Source organism: Caballeronia sp. M1242, assembly GCF_017220215.1.
In the GTDB taxonomy this organism is placed as follows: domain Bacteria; phylum Pseudomonadota; class Gammaproteobacteria; order Burkholderiales; family Burkholderiaceae; genus Caballeronia.
In genome coordinates, this window is the sequence record NZ_CP071130.1 from 85,105 (window position 1) to 106,687 (window position 21,583).

The 21,583-nt window shown below is 61.4% G+C and carries 14 protein-coding genes and 2 CRISPR repeat arrays; of the genes, 6 read left to right on the plus strand and 8 right to left on the minus strand.

The window, feature by feature from the left end:
- Positions 1-59: 59 nt before the first annotated feature.
- From JYK05_RS14050 to gndA, 8 genes are all read right to left on the minus strand, one after another.
- On the minus strand, positions 60-1,415 hold the full coding sequence (locus JYK05_RS14050; RefSeq protein WP_206469079.1) for a hypothetical protein: 1,356 nt from the start codon (positions 1,413-1,415) through the stop codon (positions 60-62).
- A 535-nt stretch (positions 1,416-1,950) separates the two neighbouring features.
- Positions 1,951-4,181: direct repeats of the CRISPR family, unit length 26 nt; unit sequence TCTAAGCTGCCTACGCGGCAGCGAAC.
- Positions 4,182-4,311: 130 nt separating this feature from the next.
- Entirely contained in the window at positions 4,312-4,878 is a 567-nt protein-coding gene (gene cas6f / locus JYK05_RS14055) for a type I-F CRISPR-associated endoribonuclease Cas6/Csy4 (protein ID WP_206469081.1), read from the minus strand.
- Positions 4,879-4,883: 5 nt separating this feature from the next.
- A complete protein-coding gene (gene csy3 / locus JYK05_RS14060; protein WP_206469083.1) occupies positions 4,884-5,900 on the minus strand; it encodes a type I-F CRISPR-associated protein Csy3 in 1,017 nt (338 codons plus the stop codon).
- A 63-nt stretch (positions 5,901-5,963) separates the two neighbouring features.
- On the minus strand, positions 5,964-7,016 hold the full coding sequence (gene csy2, locus JYK05_RS14065) for a type I-F CRISPR-associated protein Csy2 (protein WP_206469085.1): 1,053 nt from the start codon (positions 7,014-7,016) through the stop codon (positions 5,964-5,966).
- A 13-nt stretch (positions 7,017-7,029) separates the two neighbouring features.
- Complete coding sequence (gene csy1 / locus JYK05_RS14070; protein WP_206469087.1) at positions 7,030-8,391, minus strand: type I-F CRISPR-associated protein Csy1; 1,362 nt, start codon at positions 8,389-8,391, stop codon at positions 7,030-7,032.
- A gap of 250 nt (positions 8,392-8,641) precedes the next feature.
- The gene (gene cas3f, locus JYK05_RS14075; protein WP_206469089.1) at positions 8,642-12,163 is read right to left on the minus strand and encodes a type I-F CRISPR-associated helicase Cas3f; all 3,522 of its coding nucleotides are present in this window, start codon (positions 12,161-12,163) and stop codon (positions 8,642-8,644) included.
- On the minus strand, positions 12,160-13,152 hold the full coding sequence (gene cas1f, locus JYK05_RS14080) for a type I-F CRISPR-associated endonuclease Cas1f (RefSeq protein WP_175942338.1): 993 nt from the start codon (positions 13,150-13,152) through the stop codon (positions 12,160-12,162). The genes cas3f and cas1f overlap by 4 nt, the downstream gene beginning before the upstream one ends.
- 209 nt (positions 13,153-13,361) lie before the next feature.
- Positions 13,362-15,556: direct repeats of the CRISPR family, unit length 28 nt; unit sequence TTTCTAAGCTGCCTACGCGGCAGCGAAC.
- Positions 15,557-16,038: 482 nt separating this feature from the next.
- Positions 16,039-17,445 carry an NADP-dependent phosphogluconate dehydrogenase gene (gene gndA / locus JYK05_RS14085; protein ID WP_175940883.1) on the minus strand — a complete coding sequence of 469 codons (1,407 nt, stop codon included), beginning with the start codon at positions 17,443-17,445 and terminating at the stop codon, positions 16,039-16,041.
- Between the two features lie 284 nt (positions 17,446-17,729).
- Here gndA and JYK05_RS14090 point away from each other — a divergent pair, with 284 nt between their 5' ends.
- The 6 genes from JYK05_RS14090 (at position 17,730) to JYK05_RS14115 (ending at position 21,557) form a co-directional block, all read left to right on the plus strand.
- Positions 17,730-18,071, plus strand: coding sequence for a hypothetical protein (locus JYK05_RS14090; protein WP_206469091.1), 342 nt, complete (start codon positions 17,730-17,732; stop codon positions 18,069-18,071).
- Between the two features lie 39 nt (positions 18,072-18,110).
- Positions 18,111-19,049, plus strand: a complete 939-nt coding sequence (gene panE, locus JYK05_RS14095; RefSeq protein ID WP_206469093.1) for a 2-dehydropantoate 2-reductase — start codon at positions 18,111-18,113, stop codon at positions 19,047-19,049.
- Between the two features lie 81 nt (positions 19,050-19,130).
- Positions 19,131-19,676: a chromate transporter gene (locus tag JYK05_RS14100; protein ID WP_206469094.1), complete on the plus strand. Its 546-nt coding sequence runs from the start codon at positions 19,131-19,133 to the stop codon at positions 19,674-19,676.
- Positions 19,673-20,200 (plus strand): chromate transporter, encoded by a 528-nt coding sequence (locus JYK05_RS14105; RefSeq protein ID WP_206469095.1) that lies wholly within the window; start codon positions 19,673-19,675, stop codon positions 20,198-20,200. Before JYK05_RS14100 ends, JYK05_RS14105 begins: the two co-directional genes overlap by 4 nt.
- 212 nt (positions 20,201-20,412) lie before the next feature.
- Positions 20,413-20,751, plus strand: a complete 339-nt coding sequence (locus JYK05_RS14110; RefSeq protein WP_175940888.1) for a thioredoxin family protein — start codon at positions 20,413-20,415, stop codon at positions 20,749-20,751.
- Between the two features lie 101 nt (positions 20,752-20,852).
- Entirely contained in the window at positions 20,853-21,557 is a 705-nt protein-coding gene (locus JYK05_RS14115; RefSeq protein WP_206469552.1) for a FadR/GntR family transcriptional regulator, read from the plus strand.
- The last annotated feature ends 26 nt before the right edge of the window (positions 21,558-21,583 follow it).

Consider the following 21,583-nt stretch of genomic DNA (forward strand, 5'->3'; position numbering starts at 1 on the left):
AATCAGGTGGACGTCGATGCCGATAACAGGCGTCAGATGATTGACTGCGAGCAGCGCCATTACGCCCGACCTCCTGTATCAAGCGGTAATGTTTCGGCGATCTGCCGTGTCACTTCACCTGCTGGTAGCGGGCGGATCGTTTCTGGCCAGTTCTCGCCATAGAGGGCGACAAGGCGCGACGTCAGATCGCGCCGCTGTCTGTGGAACGAGCCGACGCGCTTAAGCAGGCTTTGCGCGACCATCTGCAGGTTGCTGTTGGCGCGCAACGGGACGGGGATTAGCGTGCCCGCATCGAGCGCGCGGAGCCCCGCGTCGACCGTCGCGTCGTGCCGGCTCATCTGCGCGAAACACTCGCTGCACATGCGCCAGCCTTCGACGGAGAGAAACCCGTCGCGATCGGCTTCGGCCAGCTCGGCGGCTTGCGCGTACCGCTCGGCTGCGCGCGCGTAGTCGGCTTGCATCCAGTAGACAGAGGCTTCGCCGAACAAACCGTTGATGACGAGCTTGTTGCCTGCTTCGTGGTTCGCCTGAACGGCCTCGCGCGCGGCCTGCGTCGCCTGTTCGTAAGCGGATAAGGCGAGCTGCGGCGAATTCCACTTGAGATACGCCGCGCCGGCAAGCAAATGCACGACGACGCTCTGGTCGGGCCAGCCTTGCGCTCTAGTGATCGTCAGAGCTTGCGAACGCAATTCGTCGAGCCGCGCAGGCGTGCCGATGGTGATCGTGTCGTTCAGCGCGACGAACAAGCGTCGGAAGTCGGCGGCCGGCCCGCGTTCGCCGGAGTCGGCGATCAACTCGCGCGGCAACGCTTCCATGTGGTAGCGGCCGTGCAGCACTTTCACTTGTTGCGGACGTTCTTTCGTGAGCCGAGGAAGCGGCTCGCTCTCGGTCCCCGTCAGCAAGAGGCGCAGACGCTGGGCTTGCCATGCGTCTTGTTCGAGGTTTGCGAGCAGGGCATCGAGCCAACGCTCGAAATCGGCAGGCTTGCGGATGGGCTCGGGTTCGAGGACGAGCACCAGTTGCGGAAAGACGTCCGGGTGATGGCGCATCAGGCTGCCGGTCAGGCGCAGCAGATAAGCCGTGGCCGCTTCGTTGCGACGTCGCAAAGGCGGCGTCCAATCCGCCGTCACGCCGTTTCCCGTCGAGGCTTCCTTGCCGCTTTCGTACCAGGCGATGATCTCGTCGGCCAAGGCGGCGGCATAGAAGTCCGCATCGTCGAAGGTCGAATGCAGGCGCAGTACTGCGCTCGATAGCTGGCTCTGCCGCTGGATGTAGGCGGCGATCATGCGCTGATCGCTTTCGCTGGTGTGCCAGTAGAGCAGTCGCGCTTTCGGATCGCTTGCGAAACCGATCCAGTCTTCGTGAACGGCCATGAAGCGGCGTTCGACCGGATTGGTGGGGTGCCAATCATTCATTTGGTTGTTCTAAGAGTCTGCCTGAGGAGCCACTCGCCGGCGTTGGTTTTATTGAGTTAGGAAGCTGTTTTGTTGCTCTTGGCGCAGCGAGTTTTATCGCGCGCCGTAAACATTCGAGCTGAGAGCGGCTCGACACGACGGCGACACGCTATGCGGGATGTTTTTCGAGAGGAATCAGGGAAAGCGTTTAAGCCAAATACACTGATATTCGGCAGCGAAACGCGGGACCTGCTTGGGGGCGCTGTGCGCGGGGAGCGAACGTGCTTCGGGAGGGGAGAGGGATTGTGAGCGCGTATATCCGAGAATTGCTTCTTTTGACGATTCGCAAGCTCGCCGAGGGCGCTTATCGGGTCGACGCGGAGTCAGGTTGCAGGGTCTTCTTAGCTGCGTACGCGGCAGCGAACTTGCCGTCGCCCTCATACCGCTGGAACGTTACTTTCTAAAGCTGCCTACGCGGCAGCGAACCGTGGCATCCGCACGACCGGCGAGTACGTCGATTTCTAGTTCTTTGGCCCCTTGATGATGCCCTCGAACCTTTCTAAGCTGCCTGCGCGGCAGCGAACAGCTGAGCGTCGTGCTACACAGCCCGGCGCTATCTTCAAGCTGCCTACGCGGCAGCGAACGTCTTGCTCAGGCAATGCCTCGTCAATGCCTATTTCTAAGCTGCCTACGCGGCAGCGAACCCCATGAACAAAGTGTGCGATATCCAGTCGATTTTCTAAGCTGCCTGCCCGGCAGCGAACGGTCCGGCCGCGGAACCCGACCAGCAGATCAGTTTCTAAGCTGCCTACGCGGCAGCGAACGCGTCTACCCCGCTGAGAGGCTTGTGGCGGAATTTCTAAGCTGCTACGCGGCAGCGAACCGTGGCGAGTCGGCTTTCCTCACGCGAGCCCCTTTCTAAGCTGCCTACGCGGCAGCGAACGAGGCGTACCGCATCACGGCTGCGGAAAAGCCTTTCTAAGCTGCCTGCGCGGCAGCGAACTCAGCAACGTGATAACGGTGACGATCGCCATCTTTCTAACCTGCCTACGCGGCAGCGAACCAGATGCGCAAAGACGCTTTCTACTATCAGCTTTTCTAAGCTGCCTACGCGGCAGCGAACTCTAGGCCACCCAAAAGCACCGCTCACGGATTTTTCTAAGCTGCCTACGCGGCAGCGAACTTCCTTCTGCGCGCGTGACGTTGCGCGAACAATTTCTAAGCTGCCTACGCGGCAGCGAACCAGGAACAGGTTGAGCATGACCTCTTGCGCATCTTCTAAGCTGCCTAGCGGCAGCGAACAGCGACAGAGTTAGCGCCGATTGCCACAGCGTTTTTCTAAGCTGCCTACGCGGCAGCGAACTTGAGCTTGCCGCGCGCTACGAAGCGTTCACATTTCTAAGCTGCCTACGCGGCAGCGAACCGGGCTGGATGACAGCCGACGGCACGGACACATTTCTAAGCTGCCTACGCGGCAGCGAACGAAAGACGAGCCGCGCTGCTTTCCAATCTCGCATCTCTAAGCTGCCTACGCGGCAGCGAACCGCCGGCCGAGCTCGCCGCGCGCCTTTGATGGTTTCTAAGCTGCCTACGCGGCAGCGAACGCCGCACGGCGCGCGGGTGGCGCACTTGATCGTTTCTAAGCTGCCTACGCGGCAGCGAACTACTGATTCCACGCCCATATAGCTGATCTGCCCTTTCTAAGCTGCCTACGCGGCAGCGAACGTGGCTAGTAACGAGGGGAAATGATGCGGATATTTCTAAGCTGCCTACGCGGCAGCGAACTGGCGCTGCTAGGCCGCTCATGCGCGCGCGATTTTCTAAGCTGCCTACGCGGCAGCGAACCACCGCAGCTACCACAGCATCATATTTGGACATTTCTAAGCTGCCTACGCGGCAGCGAACACGGCCGCCTGCTCCTCGGCGTCGAGCGGATCTTTCTAAGCTGCCTACGCGGCAGCGAACCCGCGATCGGCGGCGATCTGCTGCGCTTCCAATTTCTAAGCTGCCTACGCGGCGGCGAACACGTGACCGCGCGAACCGCCGTCGCGACCGCATTTCTAAGCTGCCTACGCGGCAGCGAACCCGGAATTGGACCAATGAAAGCATCTGGTGTTTTTCTAAGCTGCCTACGCGGCAGCGAACTCGGACTCGCGTCGGTGTCCCATGGAACGTAGATTTCTAAGCTGCCTACGCGGCAGCGAACGCGGTGATTGCTCCACCGTGGGGCGCTGCCTCTTTCTAAGCTGCCTACGCGGCAGCGAACGTGATGGCGGAAGATGCGGATCACGCCCACGATTCTAAGCTGCCTACGCGGCAGCGAACTCGCGTGTTACCGCGCGCGAAGCTGCCTACGCGGCAGCGAACTTCGCCGCGCGCAGATTGCCGCGCATTGCGTTTTTCCAAGCTGCCTACGCGGCAGCGAACCTGTCCAGATCTTGAATCCGTGCAGACATCCATTTCTAAGCTGCCTACGCGGCAGCGAACATCTCGAGCGCAATGGCGAGCCATTCGGCAAATTTCTAAGCTGCCTACGCGGCAGCGAACAATTGAGTTTCACGGATTTTCCTTTTTCAGGATTTCTAAGCTGCCTACGCGGCAGCGAACGGGACGACCGGCTCGCATTCCGGCGCGAGTATTCTCTAAGCTGCCTACGCGGCAGCGAACGCAGCGTCTCACTGACGGCGTGATCCTCTCATTCTCTAAGCTGCCTACGCGGCAGCGAACGCTCGCAGAGAGCCGCGCCGTAAGCCTCGACTTCTCTAAGCTGCCTACGCGGCAGCGAACTAGGCTCAAATGACAGCAACCCTCTGATTCAAAAGGAAACTAGCGAAGACTCGGCCAAACTACCCAAATCCCCGAACAGATCGTATCCCGTTGATCCTTCAGGCCCCCGACCTCAACCCCCAAAAAAGGGTTAAAACCAGGGCACGCTGCCGCCGCAACTGAGCCCATAAGCGTTGAACGTCCCCGCCACCGCACCAGACGCCGATACCACCTGCTCCACGAACAGGCAAAACGACTGCCCCGTACTAGCACTGCGGAGTTGCACATACGGCAGATGCGGACGTCGTTCGACGCTGTCCGGAATCGCAGCCGCAGCCTGCTCCGCCGATTCGCCCTTGCGTCGCATACGACGTCGCCGCAACCGCTCGACATTCGTCTTGAACTGCCGGCGTTGTACGACGCAATGCGCCGCATCCGGCGGGACGGACATGCAGCGCGTGACCTTCACATGATCCCTCATGCCCTGCAGCCAAGCTTGAGCCATCAGCGACTGCAGTTCGGCTTCGGTGCCATGCAATCGCAAAACTTCGCCCAATGTACGCGGGCGCAAGCTATACCCCGGAAAACTGATGCCGATCTGGTCCGCATGAAGCTGCACCAACGCTCGATGCAGCTTCGCCACGAGCGCGCCCAGCAGATGCGCCGGGTTGAACTCGGGATCGGGTAACAGCGTGATGTCGATGTAGTGGCTGGTCATGGACGTCAACTCGCATCGCCGAATACGCCGCCACGGATCATCACGGCCATGACGAAGTGTTGCTGCTCGACAGGCGGCGTCTTGTCCCTGAGCAACCAGTCATCCAGTAACGTGTAGAAATCCTGCTTCTGCTTGGGCTGACGATACGCCTTGCCTTGCGTCGTCACAGAGCCGTACGGCTCCACGGCAATTGGCCCGAGTTCGTGTGCCTCCGCATACCACGTGTCGATCGTACGCACAGCGTTTCCTATCTTTTGCGAGTGAATGGCTGCCACATTCTGCACGTCGTAGAGCGTTTTGCTTTTTCGGCTGCTGCCCTTGTCGAGAATCAGCTCTTGTGACGGGAACACTTCCTGTCCGAACCCGAGGCGCACATAAGCCGTGACCTGCAACAGCACATGCGCATCGCCGGTCAGGCCGTCGGCTATCAGTTGACCCAGTGCCGCGACATCCGAATCGAATTCGTTCATCGCGCGAAGACTGACGGACAGGGCGTCGAACGACCAGGCTCGTTCAGATTGGCCGTTCTTCTGTTGCGCCACGTCCACCTGGACGCTTTCCGCCCCGATGCGGTTGCGCCAAAGGAAGCGTCCGTTAGCCAGATTGGCCGCATAACGCGTCGCCAATTCGGTATAGCCTTGTTGCGCGACGTAGCCATCAACGACGCCTTGCAGTTTCGCCCGGTATGCCGAGTTATTGCAGGCCGATGGCGTTCCGGCGCCCGATAGAACTCGCATTGTGAACTGAACTCTGAGTGTATCGGCGTCGGCGGGCAACGCGGCGACATCGACAGTTTGCAAGTTGGGATTCTGGATAGACGCATCCAGCTTCGCCGGATCCTGATCCTTGGTTTTTTGACGGTTGGAGATCGTGCCGCGCACCGATTTCTCCCGAATACGAATCGGTGTCCATGCCGACGCATCGCCGCGATCGTCCCAGCGGCCCGAGTGGAACAACGCATCGGATGGATCCAGTTTGCGCTCGAAGGCGAGGACGGATGCAGTAGTGAGTTTTTCAGACATATCTTAGCTTAACTAAATGAAGTGATGAAACGACGTGATGAGCCCGGCGTGGGCTACATTGATTCAATCGAATTCGAGGGTCTCGGTATCGGCCCGTGAGGCAGCCGAGTCATTGAACAAGTAACCGCTTCGGCAGCGATATAAACCGGTCGCCAGATCGGTTTCCGGCCGCCACATCAGTTCATGGACGCTGCTCAGTCGATGGGGGCCGATCCATTCGCCGAACGAGTAGACCGACTCCACGAAGACGAAGGGTGTGGAAGCATCGCGCGCGTTGGCGACGCTGCCGGCAGGATGCGGCTCTCGGAGCGCCGCGTATCCCACGGGTATCGGCACGGTCCAGCCGCCGCCCTTTTGCCTGGCGGGGTCTGCCCATCGCAACTTTTTACTCGATGTTTCCTGAGCGTCGCCCTCCGACACGGGCTGATGATTGAACCGCGCCGCGTGTAGCCAGGCATCGAGCAACGTAGCGCCGGACTGTTCGCTACTCAGTGTGCGAAGACGATCGGTCAACAGGTCGTCGCGCCCAACCAGCGCATAGCCTGGCAGCCACTGGCGTCGCCAACGAGCGAAGGCGCGTGTCTTTTCATCGTGGTCTTCGGCAAGCAATGCCATCCACGGTCGTGTGCGTCGTCCCGGTTTGGGACGAGTCGGAAGCACGCTCCCGCCGGCGACGCGCATACGCGCGACCACTTCGCCGATCTGTGCAGCCCATTCGCCGAATTGCGCTTCGTGATTCAGTGGCCACGAAGCACTGACACCGTTGTTCGCGTGCGGTGTGGCCAAATAAAGCAAGGTAATGTCCAGATGCATCCGGCCTTCTTCTGCAATGGCCGCACTCTGGCCGCTGCTATCGAGGGGATTGCGCGTCAGGCGAAAGGTCTTGACATATCCTTCCGTTACCTGCTCTTCGTGGTGATGGCACACCACGCCCACCGCGTCGAGCTTGATGGGTATATCAGCGGCAACGAGCTTGCGTTGCAATGCCCACATATGCCCCGTGAAGGCGGTAATGGACGGGAAGCCATGTGTGAGGGGGCTCGATATGGCGTTGGCGTTTTGCACGCGCAGATGCGGCAGTACGAGCAGCGCCTCGGGAGCGTTTGATCTGGTCATGTCTGTGACCTTCTTAGCTGGTTATTGCAGATCGGGAATCGAGCCGTTCACGTACGATGCGTAGGTGTTGCATCCAGCTACCCTCATCGTCCAGGAGGATTCTTCGCCACTCGCGAGACTCGAAGTAACCGACCTCGGGTAGCTTGTCTCGCAGCCGGGCATTGAGCCATTTGCCGAAACGTTCTCCCACATGAGCGGGCCAGTCCAGCGACAACCAGCGGCCGGCGAACTCGCCTTCTTCCGGCAACTCGGCCCGAAGCGGATCGAGCCACAGTTGCTCCTCTTCCGCCAGATCCTCAAAGGTTGCGTCCCTTGTCCATCCCGCCGGATGCTGGAGCAGTTCGCCGGCGTGGGCGACGAGTTCATCGACAAGCTCGTTGACGAGCTCGCCGACGCGATCGCGGGTGTGCATGTTCTTCGGTCGGCTGTCTAACAGTACGGACTCGAGTTCGCGCAGGACCGTACGCACCAACGGGCGCGCGCCGAATGCTCTTTCGAAGATGGAGCGCGCATTGACGGGAAGGTAGTCGCGCTGGCTTTGCCAGACGGGCGGTGGCAGCGCCGACAGTAAGTAGTTGTTCCCGCCGCGTTCGCTATTGAGTTGGGAAATGTTCTGCGGCTTCGTGCCTCCTAACTTCTGAACGGCGAGATCACGGTATTCTCGGTACACGCCGTCGAAGGGCAAGCCGTCGCGGCGAGCTTGCCGGGCGAGCTTGTTCGAGTCGCCGAAACGAACGTCTTGCACGTCCTCGTAAACCGCTTGAGCGAGCGAGGTGGCGTACAGCGGCGCGAGAAGATGATATTGCGCATCGTCAGCGGCATCTTCACCTACGAGCCAATACAACTGCTTGGCTCTTACATGTGAGGTAGCGCCGGCATCGCGCTCGTCGGTCAGGCTGACTAGTGCGTCTCTTAGTGACTTGGCTTTGGCGGGTTCATCGTCGAGCGCTTGCAGCGCGTCTGTGTCGTTGGCACGAAGGGCCTCCAGCAAGCTGCGCCCCCGGATCTGCAGCTTTAACAGCTTGTACACATCCAGTGCTGCTGCGTTTCCCACGACGTCTACCGCAAACTGACTGCCGAGCGCGTGACTGCCTAACTCGTTCAGCGCCGGCAAACTGGATGGTGTTATGTAGATGTTGGTGCCGCGTGCCTCGGGATGCATCGGTTTCAGGGAATGCGTGACGGCTTGAATCTGCTTGAGGCGCCGCGCTGCGCTTTCGAGCCACGTGTCGCGTTGATGGTCCGCAATGAGTTCGGCTCGCTTGGGATCGTCGGGCGCCAGCTTATCGAGTTTCGTTTGAAGGCGGTCAAGCAGAAATGCATCGATTGCGGAACGGAAGTTCGGACAGTCTTCCGTCGCATCTGAATCGGTCATATAGGCATCCTTATTGAAGAGAACTCTGCGAAACAGCAATCAGAGCCATGATCGGCGCGGCTAGGAGCGTCGCGCGCCGACGGAAGCATAATCTTCGGTCAGAAACCAGTCAACCTTTAGAATTTCGGATATCGAACTAAGGTAGAATTCGTGCCGCATACAGTGGTTTAATGCTTGCTCTACCGAGCAGGTAGCTGAGCAAAGTCAGCCTTTTGGTGTCGTCGATTCCTGCCGCACAGGCAGCGCACCCTCACTTCTTCGTGAAGCCCAATGCCGGGTGATATCTCCAGCCGTCTTCCGACTCAGGCAAGCTCACGGTCGCCATGCTCTGAGCACTATTGAGGAGACTCTGATCGCGGGCGGCGGCCCATTGCCGAAGCAGATCAATGAGCTCGACCTGAAACCAAGGGGCAATGCGCGGGCCGCTCAGGTCAGATTCCGGCACCAGGCATAGAAGATTGCGAATATCCACGAATCGCGCTTTCTTCCCGTCCGACTGATCGAGGACGCGATGCAGGCGCACCTCGTCCTCGTCCTCCGTGGGCAGCAACACCACGTCTTCCCGTGGCTGAGATTCGCGGCGGAATCGCTGCAACTGTGGCAGTACACCGGTCAGCCAGATTCGCGTCTGCCGGCCTTCCCGACTGTACCAATGCCGCGTGGCATCGCGCGACACGGGCGTGTAGAGTCGGCTGGTTTCGTCGCGCGGCAACATGGTGTCACGCATGCGGGCGTGCTCTAGGTCGGCCAGGCGGGAACGCGGATGCAGCTGTTTCGGCTGCTGAATGCGGGCCTGCGCATCGATAGGCCAATCATTGTCGGAAGGAGGCAGATCCAGCAAGCTGCTCAACTGATGCGACTCCAGATGGAAGCACGTCTGCGAGTCTTTCTTGCGGTCGCCGCTATTGCCGCTGTACCTGTTCATTTCGAAGCCGGGCTTACAGAAGGCAGGCTGTGCATCGCCGCCCCGTTCGAAGTACCGCAAGTTCGTATCGAACAGCGCGATATTCGCCCGCTCGACGAGCCCGGACCGGTGGCGTCGCACACGCCCCGCGAGCTGGATGAACGAGCGCATCGACGACGGTTCGGCGATCGCCCAGTCCGCATCCCAGTCTCGACCGACTTCGCAGACCGGCGACGCAAGGACCACGAACATGTGATGCGGCTCATCGTGCGCTTCCAGCAAAGCGCGCACGGAAGGATGCTGCACCGATGACTGTCTCGCGTGCGCACTCGGGCGGCGATCGAACACGGCATCCAACTGCTGCTCGATATGCGAGCGCGCGATGAGCGGGAACTGCGAGTGATACACGCAAACGTGCACGCGCACGCCCTCTGCCGGTGAGCCCTGCCGATACATCGCCAGTGCGACATCGAACAGCGCGTCGATATTCGCGATCCGAATCAGGCCGAAACTCACGCGCTTGCCTGTCGCGGGATCGACGGTGTGGTTCTGCGCGTCCTGGTGCAAGGTCCACGCGCGCTCGAGTGCAAGCGATGCGAACGCTTCACGGCGCTTGTGCTTGCGCATCGCTTTCCATTCCTGCACGGGCACTTTTATCAATTGCACTCGTCGTCGGACTTCAGCATCGGCAAGATGTGAACAGCGCTTTTGCACGAACTCATCATGCACTGCTGAGAATTCGTTTCCACTGGCGCAGTCCGCATGAGTTTGCGCGAACTCGTCGACCCAGAGACAGGGCACACGCGGCGGTTCGTCGGGCCGCTCGCCGCGATTTCGTTGATAGTGACGCCGACCATCCAGGTAGGCGAGATACAGCCCTTGTACCAACGCTGGCGGCAAGGTAGCAGAAGACAGGAGGACGCGCGAACCGAGGAGCCCCGCCCAATGCACGAGCCGCGTCAGCGCGGGTAGGTCGTCCATGTCGAAATCGTCTGGCTCGTCGAGAACCAGATCGCCAGTCATCAGCCGCAGCATCGGTGCAATTTGGCGCCCGCCGCGCAGGCTTTCGGTGGCGGGCGTCAGGTGATCGACGGTGCAGACGAGCAACGGGGCCGCGATCAACGAACGCATCTGCGGATCATCGACTAATCGCTGAAGAAGGGGATGCTGATCGTTGCCCTCGCAGAAGAGCTGTTCGCCTTCGTCGAGCAATCCTTGAGCGGAGGCAGAGCCGGTCGATTCGGCCTGACTCTCTCCATATTCGAATAACGCGCGGCTGGCCGCTCCGCCCACCATGATCGCGACTCGGTCGTCGTTCAGCGCGAGATCGCCCTGGAAGCTGCGTCCGGTTTGCAACGTAAGCGTACGCAGGCCGATTGCAAACGCGCAGCGCATACCCAACTGTGGGTCGGCAAGCGCGTTCATGATCCGTGCGTTGCCGATTGTTTTGCCGCAGCCCGTGGATGCCATGTTGACCACGAACGCACCGTGCTCGGCCGCGCGTAATCGCACACCGGCAGCGAGATCGGTTGCTTTGTCCTGCCATTGGAAGCGTGGGTCGGTGTTGCGCTTCTTAAGGCTGCGATGGTTCCGAAGCGTGGGCAGGCTTCGGACCAGCGTCGGCAGCGAACGCGTTATGAGAGAAGCATGTGCTTGCACGCCGAGCAGGTGCTCATCTAGCGTTTGATTGAACGACAGACGCGGCAACTGATCGGGGCTCGCTTGACGGCGGGTGTTGGCGTACAGCGGATATCCGGGATTGAGATAGGGCTTGCGACGCGCTTCGTCATCAAGACTCGAATAATGGTGATCCGCGAGCATCAGACATAACCGCGACACGTGCATCACGAACGGATCGTCTAGCGCGGTGGTCATGTCCGAATTCGGCAGATTCAGGAGCTTGCTTGCGTAGCGTGCCGCTTGCTTTCGCCAGGACGAAGTGGCGACCGGAAGGCCGCAGGGAAAAGACCAGTGCGCCTTTAGAATGGCCTCGCTTACTTCTTCACGAGGTTCATTCCAGTTCGCGTCGATTCGGTCAGGTAGATCGACAAGTTCGTGCGGATAGACGGTTGCGAGGTTTGCCCCGAAAGGGCGGGAATTGTGCTCGGTTGTGTCGACATCGGCGTCTGCGCTTCCATCCTCTTTCACGATCGGCTTGCACGGCATGCGGTGATGCGTCATGACCAGCCATGCCACGGCCTGGGCCAGAGGCGGCATTGTCGCGAACGGCAAGCGACTGCGCGCTTGGGGCTCATCGAGTCCGTCGCGTAGCAGGCGACCGCCTTGGTGATCGAGCCACTGCGCCCCGAACGCCTGCACATCGGTGGACGCATCGGTACACGATGCCAGGCGACGCAGCCAGTCTGCATCGTCTTTCGCGTCACCGACGAACGCCTGGAACAAGCGCACGGATACCCATTCATGACGGTAGTGATTGCGCTGCCTCATGCCGGGATTGCGCAATCGGTCCTGAAAGGCCCGGGTGGATTTTCCCAGGTCATGCAGCAGAGCGGCTAGTGCGGTCAGTGCCGACATCGCGGGTAGCCGGTGCCACGCGGTTTCATCGTCGACACGCAACACGTCGTTCGAGGTGACGTTCGTCGGCACTGCTCCTTCGGGATTGAATTGCCGTGCATCACCGACGATCCACAGAAGCTCGCTGTGGTCACGCGCCCGTATCCAATGGCAAGCGACGGCCGTGTTCTTGCGCGCGTTTTGGCGCAACAGCTTGCGTACCGTATCGAGTCCCCCTTGCGTGATTGGCGTCTGCCAAGTGCGGTCGCCGCGCCGTTCGGCGAACTGGTCGAGAACGCGCCGTGTCTCAGTGAGCGCGCGCTTGGTACATTGCGAGACGAACAGCACGTTCATCGGAGGACAACGGGTGGGTTGGCGCGGGCTGCAGTTTCGATGGCGATGGCTTTCAGCGTGTCGATGATGAAGTCCAGTGACTCGTCGCGCGTGAGCGCCTCGATGCATTGCCGGCGGAACTGCTGCTCGTCGTCGCCGCGCATGGCCGACAAGAATGCCTGCGGCAGTATCACGGCATCCTTGATCAAATCGGCCGCATCGAACACGAGCGCACCGCGTCGCGTTTTGCCGTGCAACACAGCGAGTCCGTGGGGCAGGCCCAGAACCCAGGTTGCCGTGGCGCCGAGGCCGTAGCCGAGATAGTTGCCGTGATCGAGGAAACGATTGGCGGCATCGGTGCCGCTGCCACGTTTCGCGCGAGTAAATTCCCCGTAGCCGACGGTGTCCACCGCGAGCTTGAAGAGAGCCTTGGTCAGGCGAGCTTCGACGGTGAGCAGCGCGGTAGTGTCCGGTGCATGCGCGATTTGATCGACAGCCTGCCGCACGAGTGTCTGCAAACGGTCGACGTCGACGGAGAATCCAGTCTCTCGCGACGGTTGTGCGGTCCACGCCTGCTGAAGTCGTTCGAGCCGCTTTGTCTGCAACTGCTTGGCAGCGGCTAGGCGCAGCGCTTCGTCGAACCAGAAGCGAACCCACGCCTGAAGATACTCGGTCGGCCGGTATTCGCTTTGAGGCGACATCCACGCCACTTCGACGTCAGTCTCGTTCGCGCTGAAGAGCGGCGTGCCGCCACCGCCGCAAAAGCCCACCAGCACTCCCGCCTTGGCGAGCTCGCGCATGGCCGCCTGCGTGACGGACGTGCCTGTTCCGAGCAGGATACTGGTTGTATTGGCGATCGGGATATTCCAATAGAGGCTTTTCTTACCCGCGTCAGTCACATATTCGACGCGTCCGCCCTTCACGAGTACGCGGCAATGTTCCAAGTAGTACAGATTGGCGCGCTTTGAATGCAGGATGGTCTTAAGGTCCGTAGTCCGTATCGATTCCACGCTGCCTCGAATGTTTGTGAAGAGTCTGATTGGTCGTTGTGGGATCGACTCTAGCAGAGGGGTAATCGATTGTCGTACTCGGGAATCGTCAATTTTGCGCTGGCGCAAGGAGGGCGAGCGGTGAGGGTTTGTTTATGGTCTTTCCGGGTGGTTATTAGCTGTGTGGCGGCAGCGGATGGCAGGAACCGTTGCTAACTGGCTTGCAACGCTTTGTAAGCTGCGTACGCGGCAGCGAACAGCGATCCGCCGCAAGATCGAGGACGGCAAGTTTTCTAAGGTGCCTACGCGGCAGCGAACGATATGACCCGGCGCACACCGGTGATTCGGCGCTTCTAAGCTGCCTACGCGGCAGCGAACTCCGGGCGCGTCCATCGGTCAGCATCGCGCAATTTTCTAAGCTGCCTACGCGGCAGCGAACGCGCGCGACCTCGTCGCGCCGTACGGCATCAATTTCTAAGCTGCCTTCGCGGCAGCGAACCCCATGAACAAGCTGAGCGACATTCAGTCGATTTTCTAAGCTGCCTACGCGGCAGCGAACGCGAAGGCCCTGATGTCGGCGAAGATCAACGATTTCTAAGCTGCCTACGGGGCAGCGAACACGGCACTCTTCGTCATGCTCAACCCGAGCACTTTCTAAGCTGCCTACGCGGCAGCGCACAGGTTTTCAGGAAGATGCCGACGCTGCGCAGTTTTCTAAGCTGCCTACGCGGCAGCGAACGACGAGATCCACATCCGCCGTTTGCAGGGCGATTTCTAAGCTGGCTACGCGGCAGCGAACGCCGCATGGATTAATGGTGCATCGGCGCGACGTTTCTAAGCTGCTTACGCGGCAGCGAACCGCCACTCCTGGTACTTCTCGTAAAAGTAATCTTTCTAAGCTGCCTACGCGGCAGCGAACGCTGGTGGGGCGACGATCCGCTTCACCTGATCTTTCTAAGCTGCCTACGCGGCAGCGAACAGCGTGCGCGATATCTGAAGATTTGCCACATATTTCTAAGCTGCCTACGCGGCAGCGAACACGGAGTTTGACATCACGACTCCGCCCCGGCTTTTCTAAGCTGCCTACGCGGCAGCGAACGCAGGACGACGTACTGACGACAGTCATGGTCTGTTTCTAAGCTGCCTACGCGGCAGCGAACCACGTAACGATCCGCGCGGGCAGTCGTCTGCTTTTCTAAGCTGCCTACGCGGCAGCGAACGTTGATCGTGGAAACCTTCGAGGAGTTGTTCGACTTTCTAAGCTGCCTACGCGGCAGCGAACGCTTGCAAGACACGCTGCAAGATGCGCGGTGGTTTCTAAGCTGCCTACGCGGCAGCGAACTATGGCGCGCCACACGCTGAGCGTCTAGGCGATTTTCTAAGCTGCCTACGCGGCAGCGAACGATCATCATCTCCGCGCGGAAGGTGTCGTATTTTTCTAAGCTGCCTACGCGGCAGCGAACGAGCGCGGGCGGTGTCTCAAGCGCTGGATATTTTTCTAAGCTGCCTACGCGGCAGCGAACTGCTACTGCGACGATAGTCTCACCAGGGACCATTTCTAAGCTGCCTACGCGGCAGCGAACGCCGAGGGCGTTTTCGGCGCGCGAGCTGCGGCTTTCTAAGCTGCCTACGCGGCAGCGAACGGGCGACGGCACTGGAAGCGGAGATTCTCGCATTTCTAAGCTGCCTACGCGGCAGCGAACGCGTCATGCAGGTGACAGCGAGCGACACGATCTTTTCTAAGCTGCCTACGCGGCAGCGAACCGACTTTCGGCTCGGCGTGGGGACGTTCGGCGTTTCTAAGCTGCCTACGCGGCAGCGAACGGCAACTCTCACCTCGACCGCCTGCGCGAAGATTTCTAAGCTGCCTACGCGGCAGCGAACCGGACGGCAATCCGACGGCGGATCCGTCCGAGTTTCTAAGCTGCCTACGCGGCAGCGAACGTCGGACAGGGCTTGCGCAAGGCCTGCGCTCGTTTCTAAGCTGCCTACGCGGCAGCGAACAGCACTTCGATGTTGTCGACCGAGTCGGAAAGTTTCTAAGCTGCCTACGCGGCAGCGAACCCGCTCGCTTACGCCGAAGGTCTGCTCGTCGATTTCTAAGCTGCCTACGCGGCAGCGAACGCGCAGCACGAGGCCGCCCGAACCCGTTCCCTTTTGTAAGCTGCCTACGCGGCAGCGAACGATGACAACGCATGACGACTGACCCGCGCGACTTTCTAAGCTGCCTACGCGGCAGCGAACGCGCCGCGAAGCTTCCGCATCGCGGTCGGCTATTTCTAAGCTGCCTACGCGGCAGCGAACTTATCGAGAAAAACATCGAGGCGGTTGCGGTAGTTTCTAAGCTGCCTACGCGGCAGCGAACGTGGCCTACCGCGGCGCCGTAACATTCGACGATTTCTAAGCTGCCTACGCGGCAGCGAACTAGACACAAAACATGCGAACACTTTGATTCAAAGAGACATTTCCCTCGCCAGACCTAGATAACCCAAAACCCCGCCACCATCGCAAGACCTTGATTCAAAAGGCGAGAAGGAGCCCGACGAAAAAAAGGCTTAACCGGCAATCGTCGCATCGTCTGCACCCGGTCCCACGATTTTACCGACCGACGTCGCCGGCCAACACATCCACGATGACCGACTGCGTGTCAAAGCGTGCCGCTGGACGGTCAAATGTGGAAAGCGAACAACCACCGCCGTACCGCGCAGGATCGGCTTACGCATCATCGACGCGGATGTCCCGGCGCTGCGGCGACCAGCACGTAATGACCGGCGAGCCGTGCTTCAGACGGCGCCAAGACAACTGAACCACGACCGCACAAACGACAAAGCCCCGGCCGAAGCCAGGGCTCTCTCAGCAGTCAGTGCAACACAAACCGCCCGTCGCGCCTAACTCATCAACCAGCAATCACGCCCAATTGGCGTGAAAGCTCCCCGCCTTATCCGTCCGCTCGAACGTATGCGCGCCGAAGAAGTCCCGCTGCGCCTGCACCAGATTCGCCGGCAGCCGCTCCGACCGATACGCATCGAAATACGCAATCGCTGATGAAAACGCCGGCACCGGAATACCCGCCTTCACCGCCGCGACGACGACATCGCGCAATGCGTCCTGATACTTCGCGGCAATATCGCTGAAATAAGGATCGAGCAGCAGATTCGCGAGGTCTTTATTCGTCGCATAAGCATCCGTGATCTTCTGCAAAAAGCGCGCGCGAATAATGCAGCCCGCCCGGAAAATCTTCGCGATCTCGCCGTATTGCAGATTCCAGTTGTACTCTTCCGACGCCGCGCGCAACTGCGCGAAGCCCTGCGCATAAGAAACGATCTTCGACAGATACAGCGCACGCCGCACCGACTCGATGAACGCCGCGCGATCGCCGTCGAACTTCGGCGTCGGCCCCGACAGCACCTTGCTCGCCGCCACGCGCTGATCCTTCAGCGACGACAGCACGCGCGCAAACACCGCTTCCGTAATCAGCGGCAGCGGCGCGCCGAGATCCAGCGCGTTCTGGCTCGTCCACTTGCCCGTGCCCTTTTGCGCCGCGCGATCCAGAATGACATCGACCAAATCCTTGCCTGTTTCCTCGTCCTTCTTCGAGAAAATCTTTGACGTGATCTCGATCAGGTAGCTGTCCAGCTCGCCCTGGTTCCACTCGACATAGACCTTGCCCAACTCTTCGTTCGACAGCCCCGCGACGCGCTTCAGCACATCGTAGCTTTCGGCGATCAGCTGCATGTCGCCGTACTCGATGCCGTTGTGCACCATCTTCACGAAATGGCCCGCGCCGTCCGGGCCCATGTAGGCGACGCACGGCTCGCCGTCCGGCGCTTTCGCGGCGATTTCAGTGAGGATCGGGGCGACCAATTCGTACGCTTCCTTCTGTCCGCCCGGCATGATCGACGGCCCTTTCAGCGCGCCTTCCTCGCCGCCGGACACGCCCGTGCCGATGAAATGCAGCCCCGACTTCGCGAGGTCCTGATTGCGGCGGATGGTGTCGGTGAAATGCGTGTTGCCGCCGTCGATGAGGATGTCGCCCTTCTCCAGCAGCGGACGCAGCGCCGCGATGGTGTCGTCGGTGCCGGCGCCGGCTTTCACCATCATCAGAATGCGGCGCGGCGTTTCGAGCGACTGCACGAACTCTTCGAGCGTGTACGTGGGCACGAGCTTCTTGTCGGGGTGTTCGGCAATCAGTTCGTCGGTTCTGGCGCGGCTGCGGTTGTAGACCGACACAGCGTGCCCGCGGCTCTCGATGTTCAAGGCCAGATTGCTGCCCATGACGGCGAGACCCACCACGCCGATAGCTTGTTTGCTCATGCTTGATCTCCGAATGACCGAAGCGATCGCGGCTCGTGGCGCGTGTCGCTTCGGGAAAGAAACGTGTCGATTGAATGCGGGCTTCGCGCGGGAGGGGTCGTCCTCATGTCCGACCGGCGAAGGATTGCGCCGCCGCCCGGCCGGTGCGCGAGCGCAGACCGCCCGAATTTACCACTTCGGGCGGTATCCGGCAGCGTGCGCGGTTGTGCGCGGCGCGGTTCGCCGGCATAGAATGGACGCCCGCCATCGGCGCAACGCGCCAAGAGCCACGCAATCAACGAATCATGGCGCTTTCCCGGCGCACGCGAGCGCATCACTATTCGGTTTATGTCGTCGAACTCTCGGACGCGGTCTGGAACGAAGCGCGCTTTCGTCGTGCGAATCCGGATTACGTGCTCGGCAAGCCGTTCGTGTATGTCGGCATGACGGGCGTGGACCCTGACGTGCGTTTCGACAAGCACAAGGCGGGCATTCAGTCGAACCGTTATGTGCGCGAATTCGGGCTGCGGCTCCTGCCGCATCTGTACGAGATGTACAACCCGATGCCCTACGACGGCGCACGCGACATGGAAGTGGAACTGGCGATCGGCTTGCGCGAAGCGGGCTACGGCGTCTGGCAGGCATAGCGGCGAACATCGGACAACCATTGCGATAAGGAGCGAGACATGCGGATTCTGGTCGTGGGCGCGGGGGCGATCGGCGGTTATTTCGGCGCGCGGCTTTTGGAAGCGGGCAGGGACGTGACCTTCCTCGTGCGTGAACGCCGCGCCAAGCGGCTGCGCGCAAGCGGCCTGAAGGTGCGAAGCCCTGAAGGCGATTTGACGTTCGCGAATCCGCCTATCGTTCTCGCGCAGGATATCCATCAGCCTTTCGATCTCATTCTGCTGAGTTGCAAAGCCTACGATCTGCAAGGCGCGATCGATTCCTTCGCGCCCGCCGTCGGTCCCGACACGGCCATCTTGCCGCTCCTGAACGGCATGGCTCATCTCGATGCGCTCGACGCGCGCTTCGAAGCCGCGAACGTGCTCGGCGGCCAATGCGTGATTGCCGCGACGCTCGATGCCGAAGGCACCATCGTGCATTTGAACAACATGCAGTCGATGACCATCGGCGAGCGCGCGGGCGGCCGGACGCCGCGCATCGACGCCATCGCGCAGCAACTCGGCGGCGCGCGCTTCGAACTGAATGTGAGCGAGAACGTCCTCCAGTCGATGTGGGACAAGTGGGTCTTTCTCGCGACGCTCGCGAGCGGCACGTGTCTGATGCGCGCGCCGATCGGCGACATCGTGGCCGCGCCGGCCGGCGAAGAGCTGCTGCGACGGCTGTTCGACGAATGCCGCGGCATCGCCGCCGACAACGGCCACGCGCCCGGCGACGCGGTGCTCGCGCGTGCGCGTGCGTTCTTCTCCGAGCGCGGCTCGCAGATGACAGCCTCCATGCTGCGCGATATTGAGAACAACGCGCCGATCGAAGCGGACCATATCGTCGGCGATCTGCTGGCGCGGCGAAAGTCGGCGGTGGATGTGTCGTCGTCCGTGCTGGCTACGGCGTATGCGCATCTGAAGGCATACGAAGCAAGGCGGGCGCGCGCTTCTCAGGCATGAACCCGCGCGCGGGCCGCTTCTGCCGCGCGGTCCGACGCTGTACGCTCTCGGCTTTTGCCGCTTTTTGCCCCTCACCGCGCCATGCCACCGGATTCCGCCCGTCCCACGATTCCCGAACTTTTCTTAGGTTTTCTGACGCTCGGCCTCACGGCGTTTGGCGGCGCGCTGCCGCTCGCGCGACGCGAGATCGTCGAGCGCCGCAAATGGCTCGACGCCGAAGCCTTCACCGATTTGCTCGGCCTCTGTCAGTTCCTGCCGGGCGGCAACGTGATCAATCTATCCGTGGCTGTCGGCATGCGCTTTCGCGGCGTGCCGGGCGCGATTGCCGGTCTGCTCGGTCTGCTCGTCGGGCCGTCGCTGATCGTGATCGGGCTCGGCGTCATCTACCAACGCACGCATCAGGACCCGCGCGTCGCGCATCTCTTCGCCGGGCTCGCGGCGGCCGCGGCGGGACTCTTGATCGCGATGGCCGTGAAGCTGCTCTGGCCGCTGCGCAAGAAGCCGGAGGCCGCCGCCGTCGCGCTCGTGATGTTCGCTGGCATCGCGTTGCTGCGCACGCCGCTGCTCCCGTCGATGCTCGTGCTCACGCCCATTTCGGTGCTGATCGCCTGGAAGGTGCGCCGATGAAAGACGATCTGTTCTCGCTCGCGACCATCTTCAGCCAGTTGTCGTTGCTCGCGTTCGGCGGCGGCAACACCATCCTGCCGGAGATGCAGCGGCAGGTCGTGCAGGTGCATCACTGGATGACGAAGGCGGATTTCTCCGCGCTCTTCGCGCTCGCGCAGGCCGCGCCGGGGCCGAACATGATGGTCGTCACGCTGATCGGCTGGCATGTCGCGGGATGGCCGGGCGTGCTGGTGACGTCGCTCGCGAAGTTCGGGCCGTCGTCGCTCGTGACGATTCTCGCGCTGCACGCGTGGGAGCGCTTCAAGGACCGCCCGTGGCGGCGCTATGTGCAGCTCGGGCTCGTGCCGATTACCGTCGGACTCGTCGCGGCGAGCGCGCTTTTGATTGCGGAGGCGTCGGACCGCGCGGCGGTGCTCGTCGGCATCACGGCGGTCGTCGCGGTGCTCGCGTACAGGACGAAGCTGCATCCGCTGTGGCTGCTCGCGGGCGGCGCGCTGATCGGGATGTCGGGCTTCGGGCAGTGACCGAACAACGGCGAATTGATTGTGACTGGCGGTTCTTCGGGAGCAAACGAGCAAGGCAAGAGGGCGCTAACGGCTAAAGGCGCGCTCATGACCGGCTCGGCCCAGCAACCGACGAATGACTAGCTGCCGCGCTACGGCCACGAACCGGCTGAGCGCCAACCTGGCAGGCTTCCTGCTGCTTCTCAAGCCGATGCAAACACGAGGAACGCGCCATGACCATGACCACCGAATACGCGAAGACCGCGCCCGACCGCAGCGAAATCGACGCGATGACCGCGCCGACCGTCGTCGAGTTCGGCACGGACTGGTGCGGCTTCTGCCGCGCCGCGCAGCCGTTGATTGCGCAGGCGTTTCAGGCGCATCGCGGCGTGCATCACATCAAGATCGAAGATGGCAGCGGCCGGCCGCTCGGCCGATCCTTCCGCGTGAAGCTGTGGCCGACGCTCATCTTCATGCTCGAAGGCAAGGAAGTCGCGCGCCTCGTGCGCCCGGGCGACGTCGGAGAAATTCGCGACGCGCTCGCGCTCATCGACGAGCCGCTCGCCGAATAATCGCTCGCGCTTCTTAGCGCGCTCAGGGTTATCGCCAGCAAGACAGCGCCGCGCCTGACTTGTATGATGACCCGATGACTTTGCACCCGTCCACGCCGCGCCTGTTCGAAAAGATTCCGCCTCGCGCGTTGTCGGACACGGTCGCGCAGCAATTGCAGACGCTGATCGAGAACGGCAGTTTCGCCGCGACGGGCAAGCTGCCGAGCGAAGCCGTGCTCGCGCAGGAGTTCGGCGTGAGCCGCACGGTGATCCGCGAAGCCGTCTCGCGTCTGAAGAACGAAGGCATGGTCGAGCCGCGGCAGGGCAGCGGCGTGTTCATCGTGGAGCGGGCGGGCATCCGGCCGCTGCGCATCGACTATGCGCAGGCCGTCGAGCCGGGCGCGGTGGTGCAGATTCTCGCGCTGCGTCGCGCCATCGAAGCCGAAGTGGCATCCGAAGCTGCGATGCATCGCACGAACGCGCATATGCAGGCTATCGACGCGGCGCTCAGCCGTATCGACGAAGCCGTGCGCGAGGGGCGCGACGGCGTGGCCGAAGACGTGGCGTTTCATCGCGAGATCGCGAACGCGACCGGCAATCCGTATTTTTTGAAGACGCTCGCTTTTCTCAATCAGTATCTGGAGGCGGGCACGGTCGTCACGCGCCGCAACGAAGCGCTGCGCGAGGACTTCTCGCGGCAGGTGCGCGAGGAGCATGCCGCGATCGCCGACGCCATCCGCGCGGGCGACGCCGTGGCCGCGCGCAACGCCGCGCAGACGCATCTCATCAACGCCGCGCGCCGTCTCGCGGAAGCGGGCATTCGCTAACACTTCACATCAAACCAGAGGAACGC